Source organism: Streptomyces sp. MCA2, from assembly GCF_023544705.1.
Classification (GTDB): domain Bacteria; phylum Actinomycetota; class Actinomycetes; order Streptomycetales; family Streptomycetaceae; genus Streptomyces; species Streptomyces decoyicus.
On the sequence record NZ_JAMJFM010000015.1, the window covers coordinates 58,702 to 75,047 of the forward strand.

A 16,346-nucleotide genomic window follows, 5' to 3' on the forward strand; every position below is an offset into this window, starting at 1 on the left:
TGCGGTCTTCGCGCAGGTCCGCCCCGTGAGCGGAGAGCGAGCCGGGTCCGCGACGCCGGATGGCGTGGACAGGCGAGACAGGAATGCGAGCAGCGGTGCGGAAGATGCGGCTTCGAGGCGGCGCAAGGAAGCCGGGATCACCGGCCGGTTCGGTCTCGGGACCGACCACGGGCTCGGGTCCTGGTAAGGGACCGGGCATGACGGAGGGCGGCGAGGACCGCCCGGGAGGGCGCCCCGCGCGGGTGCGCAACCGGCTCGTCGGGGCGGTGGCCGTTGTCGCCGCCGCCGTGCTGGGCGCCGGTGCCCCCGGGCTGATGGCCACGGCCGACAACGCCACCCACAGCCAGCAACTGGTCGGCCTCGCCGAGCTGAACGCCCGCGCCATCGCACTGGCGCACTCCCTCGCCGACGAGCGCGACGGTATGACCGCATACGTCGCCACGGGACGCGGCAGCCATACGGCCGCGGGGCTGGGCAACGCCGCCACCAACGCGGCGCGGGCCGACGACGCCACGGCCTCCAAGGCCCAGCGCGCCCGCGTGGACCGGCAGATCGACGAGCTGCGCACCGAGGCCCGGGACGGCTCGGGCGGCACCGCCGCGTACAAGGCCGCCGCCAAACTCCTGGACACGCTCCCGCAAACCCGTCAAAAGGCGCTGTCCGGGGCCGGATCGGCCGAGCAGATCCATAGCGCCTACACCCAGGCACTCCAGGCACTCGGTGCGATCGGCGACGACATCGCCCGTGGACTGCCCGCCCGCGCGGAGTCCACCGGAGCCGACACCCGCGCGCTGCCCGCCCTCGGCCGCGCCATCGAACAGGCCGCCGGCACCCGTGCCCTGCTGCTCGCCGGGCTCAAGGCGGGCGGCAGCCAGCCCCGGCTGACGGCCCTCGCCCAGGTCTCCCGTCTGCGCGAACAGGGCGCGCTGGGCGACTTCCAGCAGGCCGCGAGCCAGGGCGCCCGGGACCGTTATGTCCGCACCGTCAACGGCGCGGACGTCAACACCGCCGAGCGCTATCTGACCCGGCTGACCGACCAGCCCCGTCTGGACGCCACCGATCTGCGGCTCAACCGCCAGCGGGTCCAGGAGACCTTCACCAGCCGCATCTCGCTGATGCGCGGCGTCGAATCCGCCATGGCCACCGCCGACATCCAGCGCCTCGGCGTGCTGCGCGACGACGAGGTCACGGAGCTGGAGATCCGCATCGGCCTGGAGGGGCTGTGCCTGCTGCTGGCCGTCGGCGCCGGCATCTGGGCCGCCCGCTCCCTGACCCAGCCGCTCGCCGCGCTGCGGATCGGCGCCAGGCGGCTGGCCGCCGACCCCGCGCACGAGGAGCCCATCACCTACAAGGGCCGCAACGACGAATTCGCCACCGCCGTGCAGTCCGTCAACGCGCTGCACACCCAGGTCGGTGAGCTGGCGCGGCGCACCGCCGAACTGGAGGGCGAGCGCAAGCGGCTGGTCGGCGGCCGCCAGCGGCTGGTCGCCGAGCGCGAGGTGCTCCAGGAGCAGGGCGAGGCGCTCAAGGAGGAGATCGCCGATCTCACCGAGCGGCTGGCGGCCCTGCACGCCGGAGTGCACGGCCGGTTCGTCAATCTCTCGCTGCGCACCCTCGGCCTCGTGGAGCGTCAGCTCGGGGTCATCGAGTCGCTGGAGGAGAGCGAGCACGACCCGGAGCGGCTGGAAACCCTCTTCAAGCTGGACCACTTCGCCGCGCGGATGCGCCGCAACAGCGAGAACCTCCTCGTCCTGGCGGGCGCGGAACAGTACGGCACCAACCACCAGGGCCCGGTACCGCTGCTGGACGTGATGCGCGCCGCGATCAGCGAGATCGAGCGCTACGAGCGGGTGCGCATCCAGTCGCTGCCGCCGCACTCCCAGGTCGCCGGGTTCGCCGCCGACGACATCAGCCACCTGGTCGCCGAACTGCTGGAGAACGCCACCGCGTTCTCGCCGCCGGACGCCCATGTCGAGCTGTCCGGCTGGCTGCTGGAGAGCGGCGAGGTCATGCTCTCGGTCCAGGACGAGGGCATAGGAATGACCTCGGAGCGGATGGCCGAGCTCAACGAGCGGCTGACGGACGTCGAAGCCGCCTCGTTCTCCGAGACCGTCGACGAGGCGCTGGGGCTGGGGCTGTACGTGGTGGTGCGGCTGGCCGCCCGGCACGGTGTCCGGGTCCAGCTGCGGGATGCCAAGCAGGGCGGCGTCACCGCCGTCATCGTGCTGCCCGGCTCGATCCTGCCCACCCGTCCCGCCCCCACGGGCTCCCCGGCCAGTGCGCCCCAGAGCGCGGCGCACACCCCGGTCCTGCCCGGCTCGGTCGCCGAGGCGAACTCCAACGCACTGCCGACGCGGGCGGCCCGCAGGGACCCGGCAGCGGTGGGCGGCACCCCCGCCCCCGCCGCGATCCCGGCCCAGGAGACCGGCCAGGGCCCGGCCCAGGACACCCCCGCGCCCGCCGGGCCGCCCGCCGGCAACGGAGCCGCACCGGCTCCCGCACCCGACGGCACCCCGGACGCGGACCCGGCACCCGCCGCCGACCCGCTCGTCGCCGCCGCGGAGCGCGCGATCGACGCGGCCGGCCTCGGCGCCCCGGCACCGGGCGACGCGCAGCCGGCCGGCCCCACCACGCACTCCGCGTCCGAACCGAGCCCGTACGGCCCGCAGTCGCCCGGCCCCTACGCCGCCACCACCAGCGGCCCCGGCGAGCACCTCAGGACCGAGGACGACGTCCGCCCGGCCGCGGACCCGGCGCCCGCCGGCAGCGGCCGGCCTGCCGCTCCGGACCCCGAGCCCGCCGGTGCGCCCTCGTCCGACCCGTACGCCATCGGCCCGGACGCGCACACGCACGCCGGGACGGACGCGGCACCCACCGACGCGGCACCCACCGACGCGTCCCCGGCCGAGGCACCGGCCGACCCACAGACCGCCGCCGCCCCGTCCGCGGGGGAGCGGCGGACGACCTCCATGGGGCTGCCCAAGCGCACCCCCAAGGTCGTGGCGCAGCAAGAGGCGCCGGCCGCTCCGCGCAAGAGCGGTGCGGCCAACGCCGAGGCGCTGCGGCGCAGGCTCGGCGGATTTCAGTCGGGAGCGCGAGACGGCCGGCGCGAGGTCGAAGCCGAGATCGCGGAACGTACAGCGGAGCTGACCATCCCACAGACGGACACCGACGGAGCGGGGGCCCCGGGAGAGAGCCACGTTGTCGAGGAGGCACGCGATTGAAGGCGCAAGCGCCCACTGCTTACGGTCAAGGACTGAGCAGTCAGGCTCAAAATCTGCATTGGCTGCTGACCAACCTGGTCGAAGAGGTGCCCGGCATCCGCTCGGTCGCGGTGGTCTCCTCCGACGGCCTGCTGCTGCTGTCCTCCGACCCGGACCAGGCGGAAGAAGCGGCACGGCCGGGCGGGAGTGACGGTCCGCGCGGCTCCAGCGCCGACCTGGCCACCATCGTCTCCGGGCTCGGCAGCCTCACCAACGGTGCCGCGAAGCTGATGGACGGCGGGTCGGTCAAGCAGACGATGATCACGATGGACGAGGGCAGTCTGTTCGTCATGTCGATCAGCGACGGCTCGCTGCTCGGGGTGCATGCCACTCCGGATTGCGATATGAGCGTCATCGCCTACCACATGGCGCTGTTCGTCGGCCGGGCCGGCCACGTCCTCACCCCCGAACTCCGCAGTGAATTGCGCAAGTCGATGGAGAGCGCCCAGTGAACGAACGTAGTGAGCGAGCCCTTGAGAGGTACGCGTCGCGCGCGTGCGAGGGCGGGCGAAGCGAGGTTTCGGCATGAGCAGCACCCGCAAACTCCCGGTACGCGGCGGGGACCGGAAACCCTCGCGCGTGCGGCCGTACTCGCTCACCGGCGGCCGCACGCGATTCGGCCATGTCCTGCTCGTCGAGACGTTCGTGGCCGCGCTGGAGGCGCCCGAGGAGCGGCGTGAGCTGACGTCCGGCGGCTGGGGCGACCGCGTGATGCCGGAGATGCGCGCGATCGTCGAACTGTGCCGCCGGATGCGCTCGGTCGCGGAGATCTCCGCGCTCCTCAAGATGCCGCTGGGCGTGGTCCGCGTACTGCTCAGCGACCTCGCCGACCAGGGAAAGATTCGCGTCTACGGCACCGGGCACGGCTCCGGCCGGCCCGACCGCGCGCTGCTCGAAAGGGTGCTGAGTGGACTTCACAGGCTCTGACACGATATCGGCCGGGCCGACGGCGCCCCCTGGTTCCGTGAGCCCGTCCGACCCGGTGGCCACGGCCACCGACGCGGGGCTACAGAGCTGGCAGACCGACCGTTCGCGGGCGCCGATCGCCACCAAGATCGTGGTGGCGGGCGGCTTCGGCGTCGGCAAGACCACGTTCGTCGGATCGGTCTCGGAGATCACCCCGCTCCAGACCGAGGCGGTGATGACACAGGCCAGCGCGGACACGGACGATCTGACCGCCACCCCGGAGAAGACCACGACCACGGTCGCGATGGACTTCGGGCGGATCACCCTCGACCAGGAGCTGGTGCTGTACCTGTTCGGCACGCCCGGACAGCAGCGGTTCTGGTTCATGTGGGACGACCTGGTGCGCGGGGCGATCGGCGCGATCGTGATGGCCGACACCCGGCGTCTGGAGGACTGTTTCCCGGCACTGGACTACTTCGAGAGCTGCGGGCTGCCGTATGTCGTCGCGGTCAACCACTTCGAGGGGACCGAGGCCTTCGCCGTCGAGCACGTCCGCGACGCGCTGACCGTGCCGCCGCACGTGCCCGTAGTGATCATGGACGCGCGGAAGCGGGTCACGGTGATCGAGTCGCTGCTCGCGCTGGTCGGCCACGCCCTGGAGACCACGCCCGAGTAACCGGCCCCTGTTGGGGGGCCCGGCCCCCAGGGGCCGCCCCCTCACCCCTCACAGGGGCTGCCCCGCCCCCCCCACTTCACCCCGAACAACCAGCAGTAGCAGTAGCAGAGAAGAGTGCCGCCATGCGGAAAATACTCATCGTGGGAGCCGGCCAGTCCGGTCTCCAGCTCGCCCTCGGCCTCCAGACCCAGGGCTATGAGGTCACCCTCATGTCCAACCGCACCGCGGACGAGATCCGCGCCGGCCGGGTCATGTCGACGCAGTGCATGTTCGACACCGCGCTCCAGCACGAGCGCGACCTCCAGATCAACTTCTGGGAGAACCAGGCCCCGCGCATCGAGGGCCTCGGCGTCTCGGTCGCCGCGCCCGGCAGCCACGAGGCGCCCGAGGGTTCGCAGCGCGCCATCGACTGGGTCGGCAAGCTGGACGGCTACGCCCAGTCCGTCGACCAGCGGGTGAAGATGGCCGGCTGGATGGAGACCTTCGCGCAGCGCGGCGGCCAGCTCGTCATCCACGGCGTTGCCGTCTCCGACCTGGACTTCTTCGCGAGCCGCTACGACCTGACGCTGGTCTCGGCCGGCAAGGGCGAGCTGGTGTCGATGTTCGGCCGGGACGCCTCCCGTTCCCCGTACGACGCTCCGCAGCGCGCGCTCGCCGTCTCCTACGTGCACGGCATGGGCCCGCGCCCCGAGCACCCCGAGTTCGATGCGGTGCGCTGCAACCTGGTGCCCGGCGTCGGCGAGCTGTTCGTCATGCCGACCCTCACCAACTCCGGCCGCGCCGACATCCTCTTCTGGGAGGGCATCCCCGGCGGTCCGCTGGACGTTTTCCAGGGCGTCAAGGACCCCAACGAGCACCTCGCCCTGACGCTGGAGCTGATGGAGAAGTTCCTGCCCTGGGAGTACGCCCGCGCCACCAAGGTCGAACTGACCGACGCCAACGGCACGCTGGCCGGCCGCTACGCCCCCACCGTGCGCAACCCCATCGGGCGGCTGCCCTCCGGCGGTCTGGTCCTCGGCGTCGCCGATGTCGTGGTCGCCAACGACCCGATCACCGGCCAGGGCTCCAACTCGGCCTCCAAGTGCGCCGCCTCCTACCTGGCCTCCATCGTCGAGCGCGGTGACCAGCCCTTCGACGCGGACTGGATGCAGACCGCCTTCGACCGCTACTGGAACACCGCCCAGCACGTCACCAAGTGGACGAACGCGATGCTGGCGCCGCCGCCGGAGCACATCCTGAACCTCATCGGCGCGGCCGGCCAGCTCCAGCCCGTCGCCGACCGCTTCGCCAACGGCTTCAACGACCCGTCCGACTTCGAGAACTTCTTCTACGACCCGGAGAAGACGAACGCGTATCTGGGGTCGTTTACGGGCTGAAAACCGTTTGCGGCGTTGCCGTTGCCCCCACGTGGTCGGGTGGCACCGCCGTGGGTGTCCCCTCCCCACCTTCGGTGGGGAGGGGTGTTTTTTCGGGCTGCCGCCGCGGCGCGTGGTTCGTCGTGGTGGCGGTGACGGACCTCCGGCGGTGGGGTGCGGGACTGCTTCGCTTTACGCTCCGCTGCGCTCCGCCTTTGCTCTTTCTCGGAGCCTTCGGAAGCAAAGCCCCACAACCCACCCCCTACGGCCCGCCCCCTCACGTGGTTGCCGCGGCTGTCCCTGGTGGGGGATTGGGTGATGTGGTGGCGGCCGGTGAGTCTCTGCGGCTCTCCGGTGGTCAACGGGGCTTGCGCCAGGGCCACTTGAGGACGGCGCGCGGTGTCTTCCCCTCGGGGTCGTACTCGTACTTCCAGCCGCTCGGCAGGCCCAGGCGGCCCACCCGTCCGGGGACGCGCCGGTAGACATGCACCGTCGGCGGCCGGTCGTCGTCGTGCGGTACCGGGACCTCGTACGTCTTCGGCGGCTGGCCGGTCATGCCGACCAGTACGGGCAGTACCCGGCCGTCCAGCGGGCCGCCGACGAAGAGGGTGTTCTCGCTTCTCACGCCCTCAGTGTCACACCACCACGGCCGGGCGGCCGGTCACAGCAGATGCGCGGCGTCGCTCACGACGGGCAGGATGCGGCGGGCCAGCTCGCCGGCCGGGCCGTCGGCGGTCTCCAGCTTCAGCGCCGCCCGGGTCACCCGCGCGGTCTGCGGGTCCGTGGCCGCGGTGGCGGTCAGCAGCGCGACGAAGTGGTCGACCAGCCAGTCCCGCAGCTCGTCCAGGGCCGGCTGCTTGTCCTCGTCGAGCCAGATCAGCGAGGCGGCCTCGACGGCGGTGATCCACATGCGGACGGTCATCCGCAGCCGCAGGCCCGGCTCCGGCTCGCCCAGATGCCGCAGGATCTGGTCGGCCGCGGCGCGCCGCACCTCGTCCACGATCGCGGACGTACGGGTGGTCTCCACGACGCTGCCGCCCTGGAGCAGCGCGCTGAACCCCGCGTCGTGCTCGTCGACGAAGGCCAGATAGCGGTCCAGTGCGCGCGACAGCCGCCGGGTGAGCGGTCCGGTCTCCGGCTCGGCGAAGCAGCGCTCCAGGACGTCGGCCGCGCTGCGCAGCGCGGCCTCGTACAACTGCTGCTTGCCGCCGGGGAAGTAGCGGTAGACCAGCGGCCGCGAGACCCCGGCGGCGAGGGCGACATCGTCCAGGGAGACGTCCTCGGGCGCGCGGTGGGCGAACAGGTTCAGCGCGGCGGTCAGGAGTTGGCTGCGGCGCTGCTCGACGCTCAGCCTGCGGTAGGCGGGTCGGGGTACTGCTGGGGCGGTGCCGCTGCCGTTCATGAACAGCAGCGTAACCGCCCCGGGTTCCGCCTCGCACAGGTGCTCGGGGCGTAGGGGATCCGTGCCGGGGGCTTCAGGCCAGCAGTCCCGAGCTGCGCCACAACCTGCGGCCCATCCCGCGCAGTACGCCGATCTCGTCCAGGAAGTCGGTCAGCTTCCGGGCGCCGGACTGCATCACCTCGCGGCGGTGGCCGCTGGCCTTGACCTGGGCGACGGCCTCGCGCCTGTCCAGGCCCACATGGGCGTAGACGTCCGGATTGACGAAGGCGACGGAGAAGACCCGGGCCGCTTCGCCGGAGCTGATACGGGTCAGCTCCTGCTCCCAGCGCGGCGCGGTGACCATCTGGCGGCGCAGCTCCTCGCGGGCGTAGCGCACATGCCGGGCCTCCTCGACGACGTGGATGCGGGTCACTCCGCGCACGATCGTCTGCACCCGCTCGTCCGGGAACGTCAGCCGCTGCATCCAGTCGAGGATCTCCTCGCCGAGCAGGGTGCAGGCGAACGAACCCGGAGTGGTGGAGATGGTCTTGAGGACGCGGGCGAGGTTGTGGTTGAGCCGGGAGACCGGGTACGCCGGTGCGCCGCCCTTCTGGATCATGCGCGCGAACATCTTGGAGTGCCGGCACTCGTCGGCTATCTCGGTGAGCGCGTAGCGGACGTGCGCGCTGGTCACCGGCTTGTCGTAGATGTGCCGTACGAGCAGCTGCATCAGGATGATCTCGAACCAGATGCCCAGCGAGGCGAGCGAGGCGGCCTCGTGGCGGGAGAGGTCCTGCTGCTGCTCCGTCGACATCTTCCGCCACAGCGGGGTGTCGTAGAGCGAGACCAGCTCCGGCGGCCAGAACCACTTGCCCTCTTCGAGGGGCGCGTCCCAGTCGAGTTCGGTGTCGGGGTCGAAGGAGTGCTTGGCGGAGGAGTCGAGCAACCGCTCGGCGACCTGTTCCCGGTCCTTGAGCAGACCGAGGGCGTCCCGCAGGACTTCGGTGTCCGGCACGGTCATTGCGGTGGGCGCGCTCGTCATGGCTGTGGCTACCTCGCTCGTGGTCAGGGCCTGCCCGCGGTCATCTCTTATGAGACTGCGTGTCAGCAAGGACGTCAATCCCCTGTGCACGACTTATTGACCCGTCGGTAAGAAGCGTGTGAGCCTGCCAACGACCGCCCATGACAAGGCGTTTGGCGAGCCGAGGAGGCGTCCGTGTCGATCCGAGATCTCTATGTGCAGGACCCAGGCGACCGCGTGTGGAAGGTGCCCGCGTCCGGTGCGGCACGCTTCAGCTGGGACTACGACGACGGACGCGACCGGCTGCTGGCCCTCTACCAGAAGGGCAAGGACAAGCAGTGGGACGCCAACCTGCGGATCGACTGGGGTCAGGAGGTCGACCCCCACGATCCGCTCGGCACCCCCGACGAGTCCATGTCCCTGTACGGCACCAAGTACTGGGACAAGATGACCGAGAAGGACCGCGGCGAACTGCGCCAGCACTACACCTCCTGGCAGTTCAGCCAGTTTCTGCACGGGGAACAGGGCGCCATGGTCTGTGCGGCGCGGATCGTCGAATCCGTCCCCGACCTCGACGCGAAGTTCTACTCCGCCACCCAGACCATGGACGAGGCGCGGCACGCCGAGATATACAGCCGCTTCCTCCAGGAGAAGATCGGGATGCTCTACCCGGTCAACGACAATCTCCAGGCGCTGCTCTCCGACACCCTCAAGGATTCCCGCTGGGACATGCCGTACCTCGGCATGCAGGTGCTGATCGAGGGCCTGGCGCTGGCGGCCTTCGGCATGATCCGCGACACCACCACCAAGCCGTTGCCGAAGCAGATCCTCGCGTACGTCATGCAGGACGAGGCACGCCATGTCGCCTTCGGCCGCATGGCGCTGCGCGACTACTACAAGCAGCTCACCGACGCCGAACTGCGCGAACGCGAGGAGTTCGTGATCGAGGGCTGCTATTTGATGCGCGACCGGCTGCGCGGCCTGGAAGTCCTGGAGAACTTCGGCATACCGCACGACGAAGCCGCCGAATTCACCGAGAACTCCGAATTCCTGCACCTCTTCCGCAAGCTGCTCTTCAGCCGGATCGTGCCCTGTGTGAAGGACATCGGCCTGTGGGGCGAACGCCTCCAGCGCGCCTATGTGGACATGGGCGTCTTCGAGATGGGCGACTCCAACCTCGATCTGCTGATGGCCCAGGACGAGGAGCTCGCCGAACAGCTCGACGCGGAGCGCTTCGCGGCCGAGGAGGAGGCCCGTACGGCGGAGGTCGCGGCCGCCGTCGCGGAGGGCGCCGACGGGGACTGAGCGACGGGGCGGGCCACCGGGCCGCCGGACGCCGCCGCCCGGAGGGCCCCGGTCATGGACACAGGAAGCCGAGCACCTGGCGGCCGAGCTCGTCGGTGCGGCTGTACGGCATGGAGTGGTGGCCGACGCCCGGCACGGTCCCGATCCGTACGCCCGGCGTCCGCGCGGCCCGCGCGGCGACCCGCGGCAGGTCGTGCGCCCGGCTGTGCTCCGCCAGCAGCACCAGGGCCGGTACCGCCGCTCCCGCCGTCCCCGTGACGTCCGGGCGCGGCCCCGTGATCACTTTCGCCGCGTGGAACTCGGCGGCGCCCAGGCCCATCAGCCGCACCAGTTCCGGTGCGGGCGGCGTACCCCGCGTCTCCCACGCCAGGAACCGCCGGGTGCTCCGCTCGCCGGGCCGTACGAACAACGGCAGCGCACGCAGCAGGTACGACGGCCGGTACCCGGCGAAACACTGGGTCGGATCGAGCAGCACCAGCCGCTCCACCCTCACCCACGGCCGTCCGGAGGGGCGGGCGCTCCCGCCGGCGGCATGCACCGCGTAACTCAGTGCGAGCCAGCCGCCGTACGAGTGCCCGAGCAGCGTGGCCGACTCCAGGCCGAGCCCGCCGAGCACGCCGTCGAGCCAGGCGAACAGATCCTCCGGCCGCCGCAGCGGACGCCCGGCGTGCACGCTGAGCCCCGGCGCGCCGATCTGGTCCACGGCATGGACCCGGTGCGCACGGGCGAGCGCGGCGACATGGGCGTACCAGATGGCCGAGGTCGCGCCTCCGCCGTGCAGCAGTACCAGCGGCGGGGCGTCGGCAGGGCCGCAGACGGTGACCCGGGTGCTGCCGAACTCCGAGGCCAGATCGAGCCGTTCCACCGGAACCGGCCACAGCGCCATGGCCCGCTCATAGGCGTCACGAAAGGCGGCGGTGGGGCCGGACCCGGGAGGGTGCGGAGAAAAGTCTGCTGTCATGGTGCACCTCCGGAACGGGAACGGGAACGGGCGGCGAGCGAGGCACGGTCACCACAGCTCGTTCGGCAAGTATCTCGCTCAGCGAGGTAATAATGCGGGTGTCCGGGAAAGAGCGGGAGTCCGGGAAGGAACTTCCCGAGCCCGGACAGGGAATCCCGGAGAGAGGCGACGGCGCATGGCGGATCGGCAGGAAACGAGCGAACCGGAGGGGATGGACCTGGTCCATCTGCTGCGTGAGGTGACCTTGCGACTCGACCTCGCGGGTGCGCGGTTCGCGGGCCGCAACGGCCTGCATCCCACCGACCTCCGGGCCCTGATCAGCCTGCTGGACGCGGCCCGCGCCGGCGACGAGTCGACCCCCGGCCGGCTCGGTGAGCGGCTGGGCCTGAACTCCGCCGGCACCACGGCACTCGTCGACCGTCTGGAGCGGCTCGGCCTGATCCGGCGGGTCCGCGACACCCGCGACCGGCGCCGTGTCCTGCTGGAGGTCGACGCGCGTGCGGTCGCCCTGGGGCAGGCGTTCTTCGGCCCGCTGATCGACCGCACGATCGCCCTGCTGGCCACCTTCGAGGCCGGGGAACAGGCGGCGATCCGGCGGTTCCTGGATGGAGTGCGGGACGCCGTCGGGGAGGCGTAGCGGGCGTCCGCCGCGGCCTCGGCGGCGGACGCAGGACGCCCCGAGGAGCAAGCCGGGTTCTGGGAGCCACCGCCTGCCGGACCAGGCCCCGGAAGCTACCGCCTGCCGGACCGGGCCAGCCACCGTCCCTCGTGCCGGGACACCTCGATGGGGCGGCCGAAACAGGCGGTCATCCGCTCTCCGGTGAGCACCTCGTCCACCGGGCCGCGCGCCTGCACCCGGCCGTCGCGCAGCAGCAGGGCGTGGCCGATGGACGGGGACAGCTCCTCCAGATGGTGGGTGACCGTCACGGTCGCCAACTCCGGGCGGTCCAGGGCCAGCCGGTGCAGCGCATCGATCAGATCCTCCCGGGAGGGCAGATCGAGCGCGTTGAACGGCTCGTCGAGCAGCAGCAGCCGGGGATCGGCCATCAGCGCGCGGGCGATCAGGATCCGGGCCCGCTGGCCGCCCGAACACACCCCGAACGGCCGCTCCGCCAGCTCCTTGCAGTCCAGCTCGGCGAGCAGCTCATGGGCCCGCTCACGGGCCGCCTCGTGGTACTTGCGCCACAGCGGCTGCACGGTGCCGGTCGCGCCGGTCAGGACGACCGTGTGGCCCGTCGCGTCCTGCGGCACCTTCTGCGCGCCGGAGACCAGACCGATGACGGCGCGCAGCTTGCGGACGTCCACCGATCCGAGCCGGTGGCCGAGCACCTCGACGGTGCCGACGGTGGGGAACATCAGCGCCCCGACGAGACGCAGGATGGTGGTCTTGCCGGCGCCGTTCGCACCGAGCAGCGCCCAGTGCTCACCGGACCGTACGCTCCAGTCGACGGCGTCGAGGATGACCTGGCCGGTGGTGTACCGGCGGATGCCGACGCCCTCCAGGGCGGCGATCACGCCGGTCGTTTCGGGGGCCGGCTGCGGTGCGGTTCGCGCGGGAGGGGGCACGGACGGCGAGGGCTCCCAGGGCTGCGAAGGCTGCGTAGCGCTCATCGCCGCACAGTAGGTGTGTACGACACCTTTCTGCGGAGGTGTCCGGTGTGCGGACCCTGGGGGCGGGGCGCCGACGGGCCGGGGCCCCGCGGCCGTTACGGCGCGGCCAGCCCCAACAGCGCCCGCACCCGCGCGTACTTCGCCGTCAGCCGCTCCCGCGTCGGCACATCCAGTACGGCCAGCCGCTCCGGATCGGCGTTGTGCGCGAGATCGGACTCCTTGACCAGCAGCGCCCCGGGCGTGGCCAGGATGCGCGCCGTGTACTCCTCGACCGGTTCGTCCGCCCGCTTGGTGACCGCCAGGATCATCGCCTTGGCCGCCTCGCTCAGCGCCGCACCCGCCAGCCACTCCCGGCTCAGCGCCCCGTCCTCGACCGCGTCGTGCAGCCAGGCCGCGGCAATCTGCTCGTCACTGCCGCCCCGCTCGCGCACCCCCGCCGCGACCGCGGCCAGATGCTCGGCATACGGGCGGCCCGCCTTGTCGGTCTGCCCCGAGTGCGCGCGCCGGGCCAGCGCCTCCACCTCGGCCAGGGACAACAACGGGGGCGGAGCAGGTTCCATGGACGGGATCGCATCAGCCATACGGCCATTGTGACCCCACGCCCGGACCCGGGGCCAAGAGCTCAGCCCAGCGCCGCCGCCATCACCGCCCGCGCGATCGGCGCCGCACTCCCGCCACCGCTGATGTCCGCACGGTCGGCCGCCGCGTCCTCGACCACCACGGCCACCGCCACGGCCGGCTCATAACTGTCCTTCGCCCTGGCCCAGGAGATGAACCAGGCATACGGCGTGCCCTCGTTGTGCACCCCGTGCTGCGCGGTGCCGGTCTTGCCGCCGACCGTGACACCCTTGATCGCGGCGTGCTGCCCGCTGCCGTGCTCGACGACGTCGACCATCATCTCCTGGAGCCGCTGGGCCGTACCGGGACCGGTTACCTCGCGCGTGGGGCGGTGCGGACCGCCCGCGACCATCACCCCCCGGGCATCGGTCTCCTTGTCCACGAGCGACGGCGCGGTCAGCCGGCCGTCGTTGGCGACCACCGCCGCGACCATCGCCATCTGGAGCGGTGTGGCGGCGGTGTCGTACTGCCCGATGGCGGACAGCGCGACCTGTGAGACGTCCATCCGGGTATCGAAGTTGCTCGGCGCGACGGGCGAGGGGATGCGCAGCCGACGGTCGTTGAAGCCGAACCTCCGGGCCGTATCGGCCATGCCGTCGAGCCCGATCCCGGCGCCCAGCCGCGCGAAGACGGTGTTGCACGAGGCCCGGAAGGCGTCCTTGAGCGGCGCGTCCTCGCAGCCCTTCGCGGCATTGCCGAGCAGGGTGTCGGTGCCGGGCAGGAGGTAGGGGTCGGGCGAGTCCGTGGGGGCCTCGATATCCGTGACCTTGCCGCTCTCCAGCGCGGCCGCCGCGGTGACGACCTTGAAGGTGGAGCCCGGCGGATAGGTCTGCCGCAGGGCCCGGTTGAGCATCGGCTGCCGCTCGGCGCCGTTCAGCCGGTGCCAGGCCGCGCCGACCGCGGCGCCGTTGCCGGACAGCTCACCCGGGTCGTACGAGGGCGTGCTGACCAGCGCCAGGATCCGCCCCGTACGCGGCTCGATCGCGGCCACCGCGCCCTTCTTGTCGCCCAGCCCGTCGAACGCGGCGCGCTGCATCCGGGGGCTGATGGTGGTGTGGACGCTGCCGCCCCGCCGGTGGGCGCGGGTCAGCCGGTCCCACCAGGGGAAGGTGGCGAGCCGGTCGTCGGCGCCGGAGAGGATGCCGTCCTCGGCGCTCTCCAGCAGGGAGGTCCCGTAGGTCTGCGAGGAGTAGCCGGTGACCGGCGCATACAGCGGTCCCTCGGTGTACGTGCGCTCGTAGCGCAGCCGTCCCCCGCTGTCCCGGGAGCCGGTGACCGGGCGGCCCGCCACGAGCACGGCACCGCGCGGCTGTGCGTAACGGACGATCGGCCCCCGGCGGTTGGCCGGACTGGCGCCGTAGTCCTCCGCCTCGAAGACCTGCACCCGGGCGGCGTTGACCAGCAGCGCCAGCAGGAGAAGGAAGGAGAAGGCGGCGGTCAGCCGAATGCAGCGGATCAACGGCCGGCCTCCGGGGCGGGGGCGTCATCGGCGGGGGCCGTCGGCGGGGCCCCCGGGGGGTGGGTCTGCGCCTGGGCCGACGCGTTCTGCGCCCGTGGCCTGCCCTGCGTATCGGGCGTATCGGGCGCCTGGGGCGGGGCCGGCTTCATGAAGCCGACCACCCAGCTCCCTGCCCCCAGCCCGGTGCCATGTGCGGGAAGATCCGCCGCACTGCTCCTGCCGTCGCCGGCGGCACCGCCCCCGGCAGCGTGCGCCGGACTGCCCCCGGTGCCGTGCGCACGGTGGCCCGGACCGGCACTCCCCTCCGTACCGCTCCCCTCCGTATTGCCGCCCTCCGGCCGTGGCATCCGCGCCCGGTTACTGATCCGCAGCAGCAGCGCGACGATGATCCAGTTCGTGACGACGGAGGAACCGCCCTGCGCGAGAAACGGCATCGCCATCCCCGTCAGCGGAATCAGCCCCATCACCCCGCCCGCGATCACAAAGACCTGGAGGGCGGGCAGCGCCGCGAGGCCCACGGCCAGCAGACTGCCGAACGGGTCCCGCAACGCGACCGCGGCACGATAGCCACAGGCCACCAGCAGTGCGTACAGCAGAAACAGGGCGGTCAGCCCGGCCAGCCCCAGCTCCTCGCCGTAGGTCGCCAGGATGAAGTCGGACTTCATGGCGAAGCCGATCAGATACGAGTGGCCCTGGCCGAGGCCGGTGCCGAACATCCCGCCGGCGGCGAACGCGAACAGCGACTGGGCGAGCTGACCGGGCCCCTTGCCCGCCGCGATGCCGGCGAACGGATGCTGCCAGTCCTCGACCCGGCTGTGCACATGCGGCTCCAGCGTGCCGACGGCAACCGCTCCGATGCCCGCCAGGACCAGCCCGATCGCGAGCCAGCCGGTCCGCCCGGTGGCCACGTACAACAGGACGACGAAGATCCCGAAGAAGAGCAGCGAGGTGCCCAGATCGCGTTCGAGCACCAGCACGGCGACGCTGATCAGCCAGACCGCGACGATCGGCCCGAGCACCCGGCCGGTCGGCAGCCGTAGCCGCCACATCCGGCGCCCGGTGTGCGCCAGCGCGGCGCGGTTCGCGGCCAGGTAGCCCGCGAAGAAGACGGTGATCAGAACCTTGGCGAACTCGCCCGGCTGAAGCGAGAAGCCGGCGAAACGGATCCAGATCTTCGCCCCGTTGACGGCGGGAAAGAGAATCGGCGCCGCCATCAGCACCAGCGCGAGGGCCGCACAGACATAGGCGTACCGCTGGAGCATGCGGTGGTCGCGCAGCAGCACCACAACCGCGGTGAACAGCGCGACGCCGACGGTCGACCACAGCAGCTGGGTGGGTGCGGCGTGGTCGGCGGGGGTGTCCTGGTCGAGCCGGAAGATCAGCACCAGCCCGAGCCCGTTGAGCAGCACCGCCGTGGGCAGCAGCAGCGGATCGGCGTACGGGGCGCGGAAGCGCACGGCGAGGTGCGCGAGCAGCGCCAGCCCGCCGAGCCCGGCGCCGTAGCGGATCGCACCACCCGGCAGGGCATGCCATCGGGCCAGCCCCACGACGACATACCCGCAGACGCTGATGAAGACGGCACCTACGAGGAGGGCCAGTTCGACGCCCCGTCGCTTGGGCAGTGGCGGCAAGGGTGGGGGAGTGTCCGCCGGGCGCGCGGCGACCGTCGCCCTTGCCATTGCCGTCATGCCTGGCAACGTAGCAAGCGGCAGCCGGTATTTCCGTTATGTCGGATACGACGTTCGGGGCGTCGGGGGGCGTATCCCGTACGCGCAAAGTCCTGTGAGGAC

The 16,346-nt window shown here is 71.8% G+C and carries 15 protein-coding genes; 7 read left to right on the plus strand and 8 right to left on the minus strand.

Annotation, left to right across the window (positions count from 1 at the left end):
* Positions 1 to 197: 197 nt before the first annotated feature.
* From M8I34_RS14905 to M8I34_RS14925, 5 genes are all read left to right on the plus strand, one after another.
* Positions 198 to 3,224, plus strand: coding sequence for a nitrate- and nitrite sensing domain-containing protein (locus M8I34_RS14905; protein WP_250049973.1), 3,027 nt, complete (start codon positions 198 to 200; stop codon positions 3,222 to 3,224).
* Positions 3,221 to 3,715: a roadblock/LC7 domain-containing protein gene (locus M8I34_RS14910; protein ID WP_250049974.1), complete on the plus strand. Its 495-nt coding sequence runs from the start codon at positions 3,221 to 3,223 to the stop codon at positions 3,713 to 3,715. The genes M8I34_RS14905 and M8I34_RS14910 overlap by 4 nt, the downstream gene beginning before the upstream one ends.
* Before the next feature lie 73 nt (positions 3,716 to 3,788).
* Positions 3,789 to 4,190, plus strand: a complete 402-nt coding sequence (locus M8I34_RS14915) for a DUF742 domain-containing protein (protein WP_030081174.1) — start codon at positions 3,789 to 3,791, stop codon at positions 4,188 to 4,190.
* A 37-nt stretch (positions 4,191 to 4,227) separates the two neighbouring features.
* The gene (locus M8I34_RS14920; protein WP_037838625.1) at positions 4,228 to 4,845 is read left to right on the plus strand and encodes an ATP/GTP-binding protein; all 618 of its coding nucleotides are present in this window, start codon (positions 4,228 to 4,230) and stop codon (positions 4,843 to 4,845) included.
* A gap of 122 nt (positions 4,846 to 4,967) precedes the next feature.
* Positions 4,968 to 6,221 carry a styrene monooxygenase/indole monooxygenase family protein gene (locus M8I34_RS14925; protein WP_250049975.1) on the plus strand — a complete coding sequence of 418 codons (1,254 nt, stop codon included), beginning with the start codon at positions 4,968 to 4,970 and terminating at the stop codon, positions 6,219 to 6,221.
* Positions 6,222 to 6,558: 337 nt separating this feature from the next.
* Here M8I34_RS14925 and M8I34_RS14930 read toward each other — a convergent pair whose 3' ends face one another.
* The 3 genes from M8I34_RS14930 to M8I34_RS14940 all read right to left on the minus strand — a co-directional run bounded on the left by M8I34_RS14930 (position 6,559) and on the right by M8I34_RS14940 (position 8,623).
* Entirely contained in the window at positions 6,559 to 6,825 is a 267-nt protein-coding gene (locus M8I34_RS14930) for a hypothetical protein (protein ID WP_250049976.1), read from the minus strand.
* A 36-nt stretch (positions 6,826 to 6,861) separates the two neighbouring features.
* Entirely contained in the window at positions 6,862 to 7,602 is a 741-nt protein-coding gene (locus tag M8I34_RS14935; protein ID WP_250049977.1) for a TetR/AcrR family transcriptional regulator, read from the minus strand.
* A 73-nt stretch (positions 7,603 to 7,675) separates the two neighbouring features.
* Positions 7,676 to 8,623, minus strand: coding sequence for a diiron oxygenase (locus tag M8I34_RS14940; protein ID WP_374210910.1), 948 nt, complete (start codon positions 8,621 to 8,623; stop codon positions 7,676 to 7,678).
* Positions 8,624 to 8,797: 174 nt separating this feature from the next.
* Here M8I34_RS14940 and M8I34_RS14945 point away from each other — a divergent pair, with 174 nt between their 5' ends.
* On the plus strand, positions 8,798 to 9,907 hold the full coding sequence (locus M8I34_RS14945) for a ferritin-like domain-containing protein (RefSeq protein ID WP_250049978.1): 1,110 nt from the start codon (positions 8,798 to 8,800) through the stop codon (positions 9,905 to 9,907).
* A gap of 52 nt (positions 9,908 to 9,959) precedes the next feature.
* Here M8I34_RS14945 and M8I34_RS14950 read toward each other — a convergent pair whose 3' ends face one another.
* Entirely contained in the window at positions 9,960 to 10,868 is a 909-nt protein-coding gene (locus tag M8I34_RS14950; RefSeq protein WP_250049979.1) for an alpha/beta fold hydrolase, read from the minus strand.
* Positions 10,869 to 11,043: 175 nt separating this feature from the next.
* On the opposite strand from M8I34_RS14950, the gene M8I34_RS14955 reads away from it, so the two are divergent.
* Positions 11,044 to 11,505 carry a MarR family winged helix-turn-helix transcriptional regulator gene (locus M8I34_RS14955; protein ID WP_250049980.1) on the plus strand — a complete coding sequence of 154 codons (462 nt, stop codon included), beginning with the start codon at positions 11,044 to 11,046 and terminating at the stop codon, positions 11,503 to 11,505.
* Between the two features lie 95 nt (positions 11,506 to 11,600).
* On the opposite strand, the gene M8I34_RS14960 is transcribed toward M8I34_RS14955, so the two are convergent.
* The 4 genes from M8I34_RS14960 to M8I34_RS14975 form a co-directional block, all read right to left on the minus strand.
* On the minus strand, positions 11,601 to 12,383 hold the full coding sequence (locus M8I34_RS14960; RefSeq protein ID WP_250050033.1) for an ABC transporter ATP-binding protein: 783 nt from the start codon (positions 12,381 to 12,383) through the stop codon (positions 11,601 to 11,603).
* Between the two features lie 191 nt (positions 12,384 to 12,574).
* Positions 12,575 to 13,060, minus strand: coding sequence for an HD domain-containing protein (locus M8I34_RS14965; RefSeq protein ID WP_250049981.1), 486 nt, complete (start codon positions 13,058 to 13,060; stop codon positions 12,575 to 12,577).
* 41 nt (positions 13,061 to 13,101) lie between these two features.
* Positions 13,102 to 14,556, minus strand: a complete 1,455-nt coding sequence (locus M8I34_RS14970; protein ID WP_250049982.1) for a penicillin-binding transpeptidase domain-containing protein — start codon at positions 14,554 to 14,556, stop codon at positions 13,102 to 13,104.
* The gene (locus tag M8I34_RS14975; RefSeq protein WP_374210914.1) at positions 14,553 to 16,235 is read right to left on the minus strand and encodes an FtsW/RodA/SpoVE family cell cycle protein; all 1,683 of its coding nucleotides are present in this window, start codon (positions 16,233 to 16,235) and stop codon (positions 14,553 to 14,555) included. Before M8I34_RS14975 ends, M8I34_RS14970 begins: the two co-directional genes overlap by 4 nt.
* Positions 16,236 to 16,346: the final 111 nt, after the last annotated feature.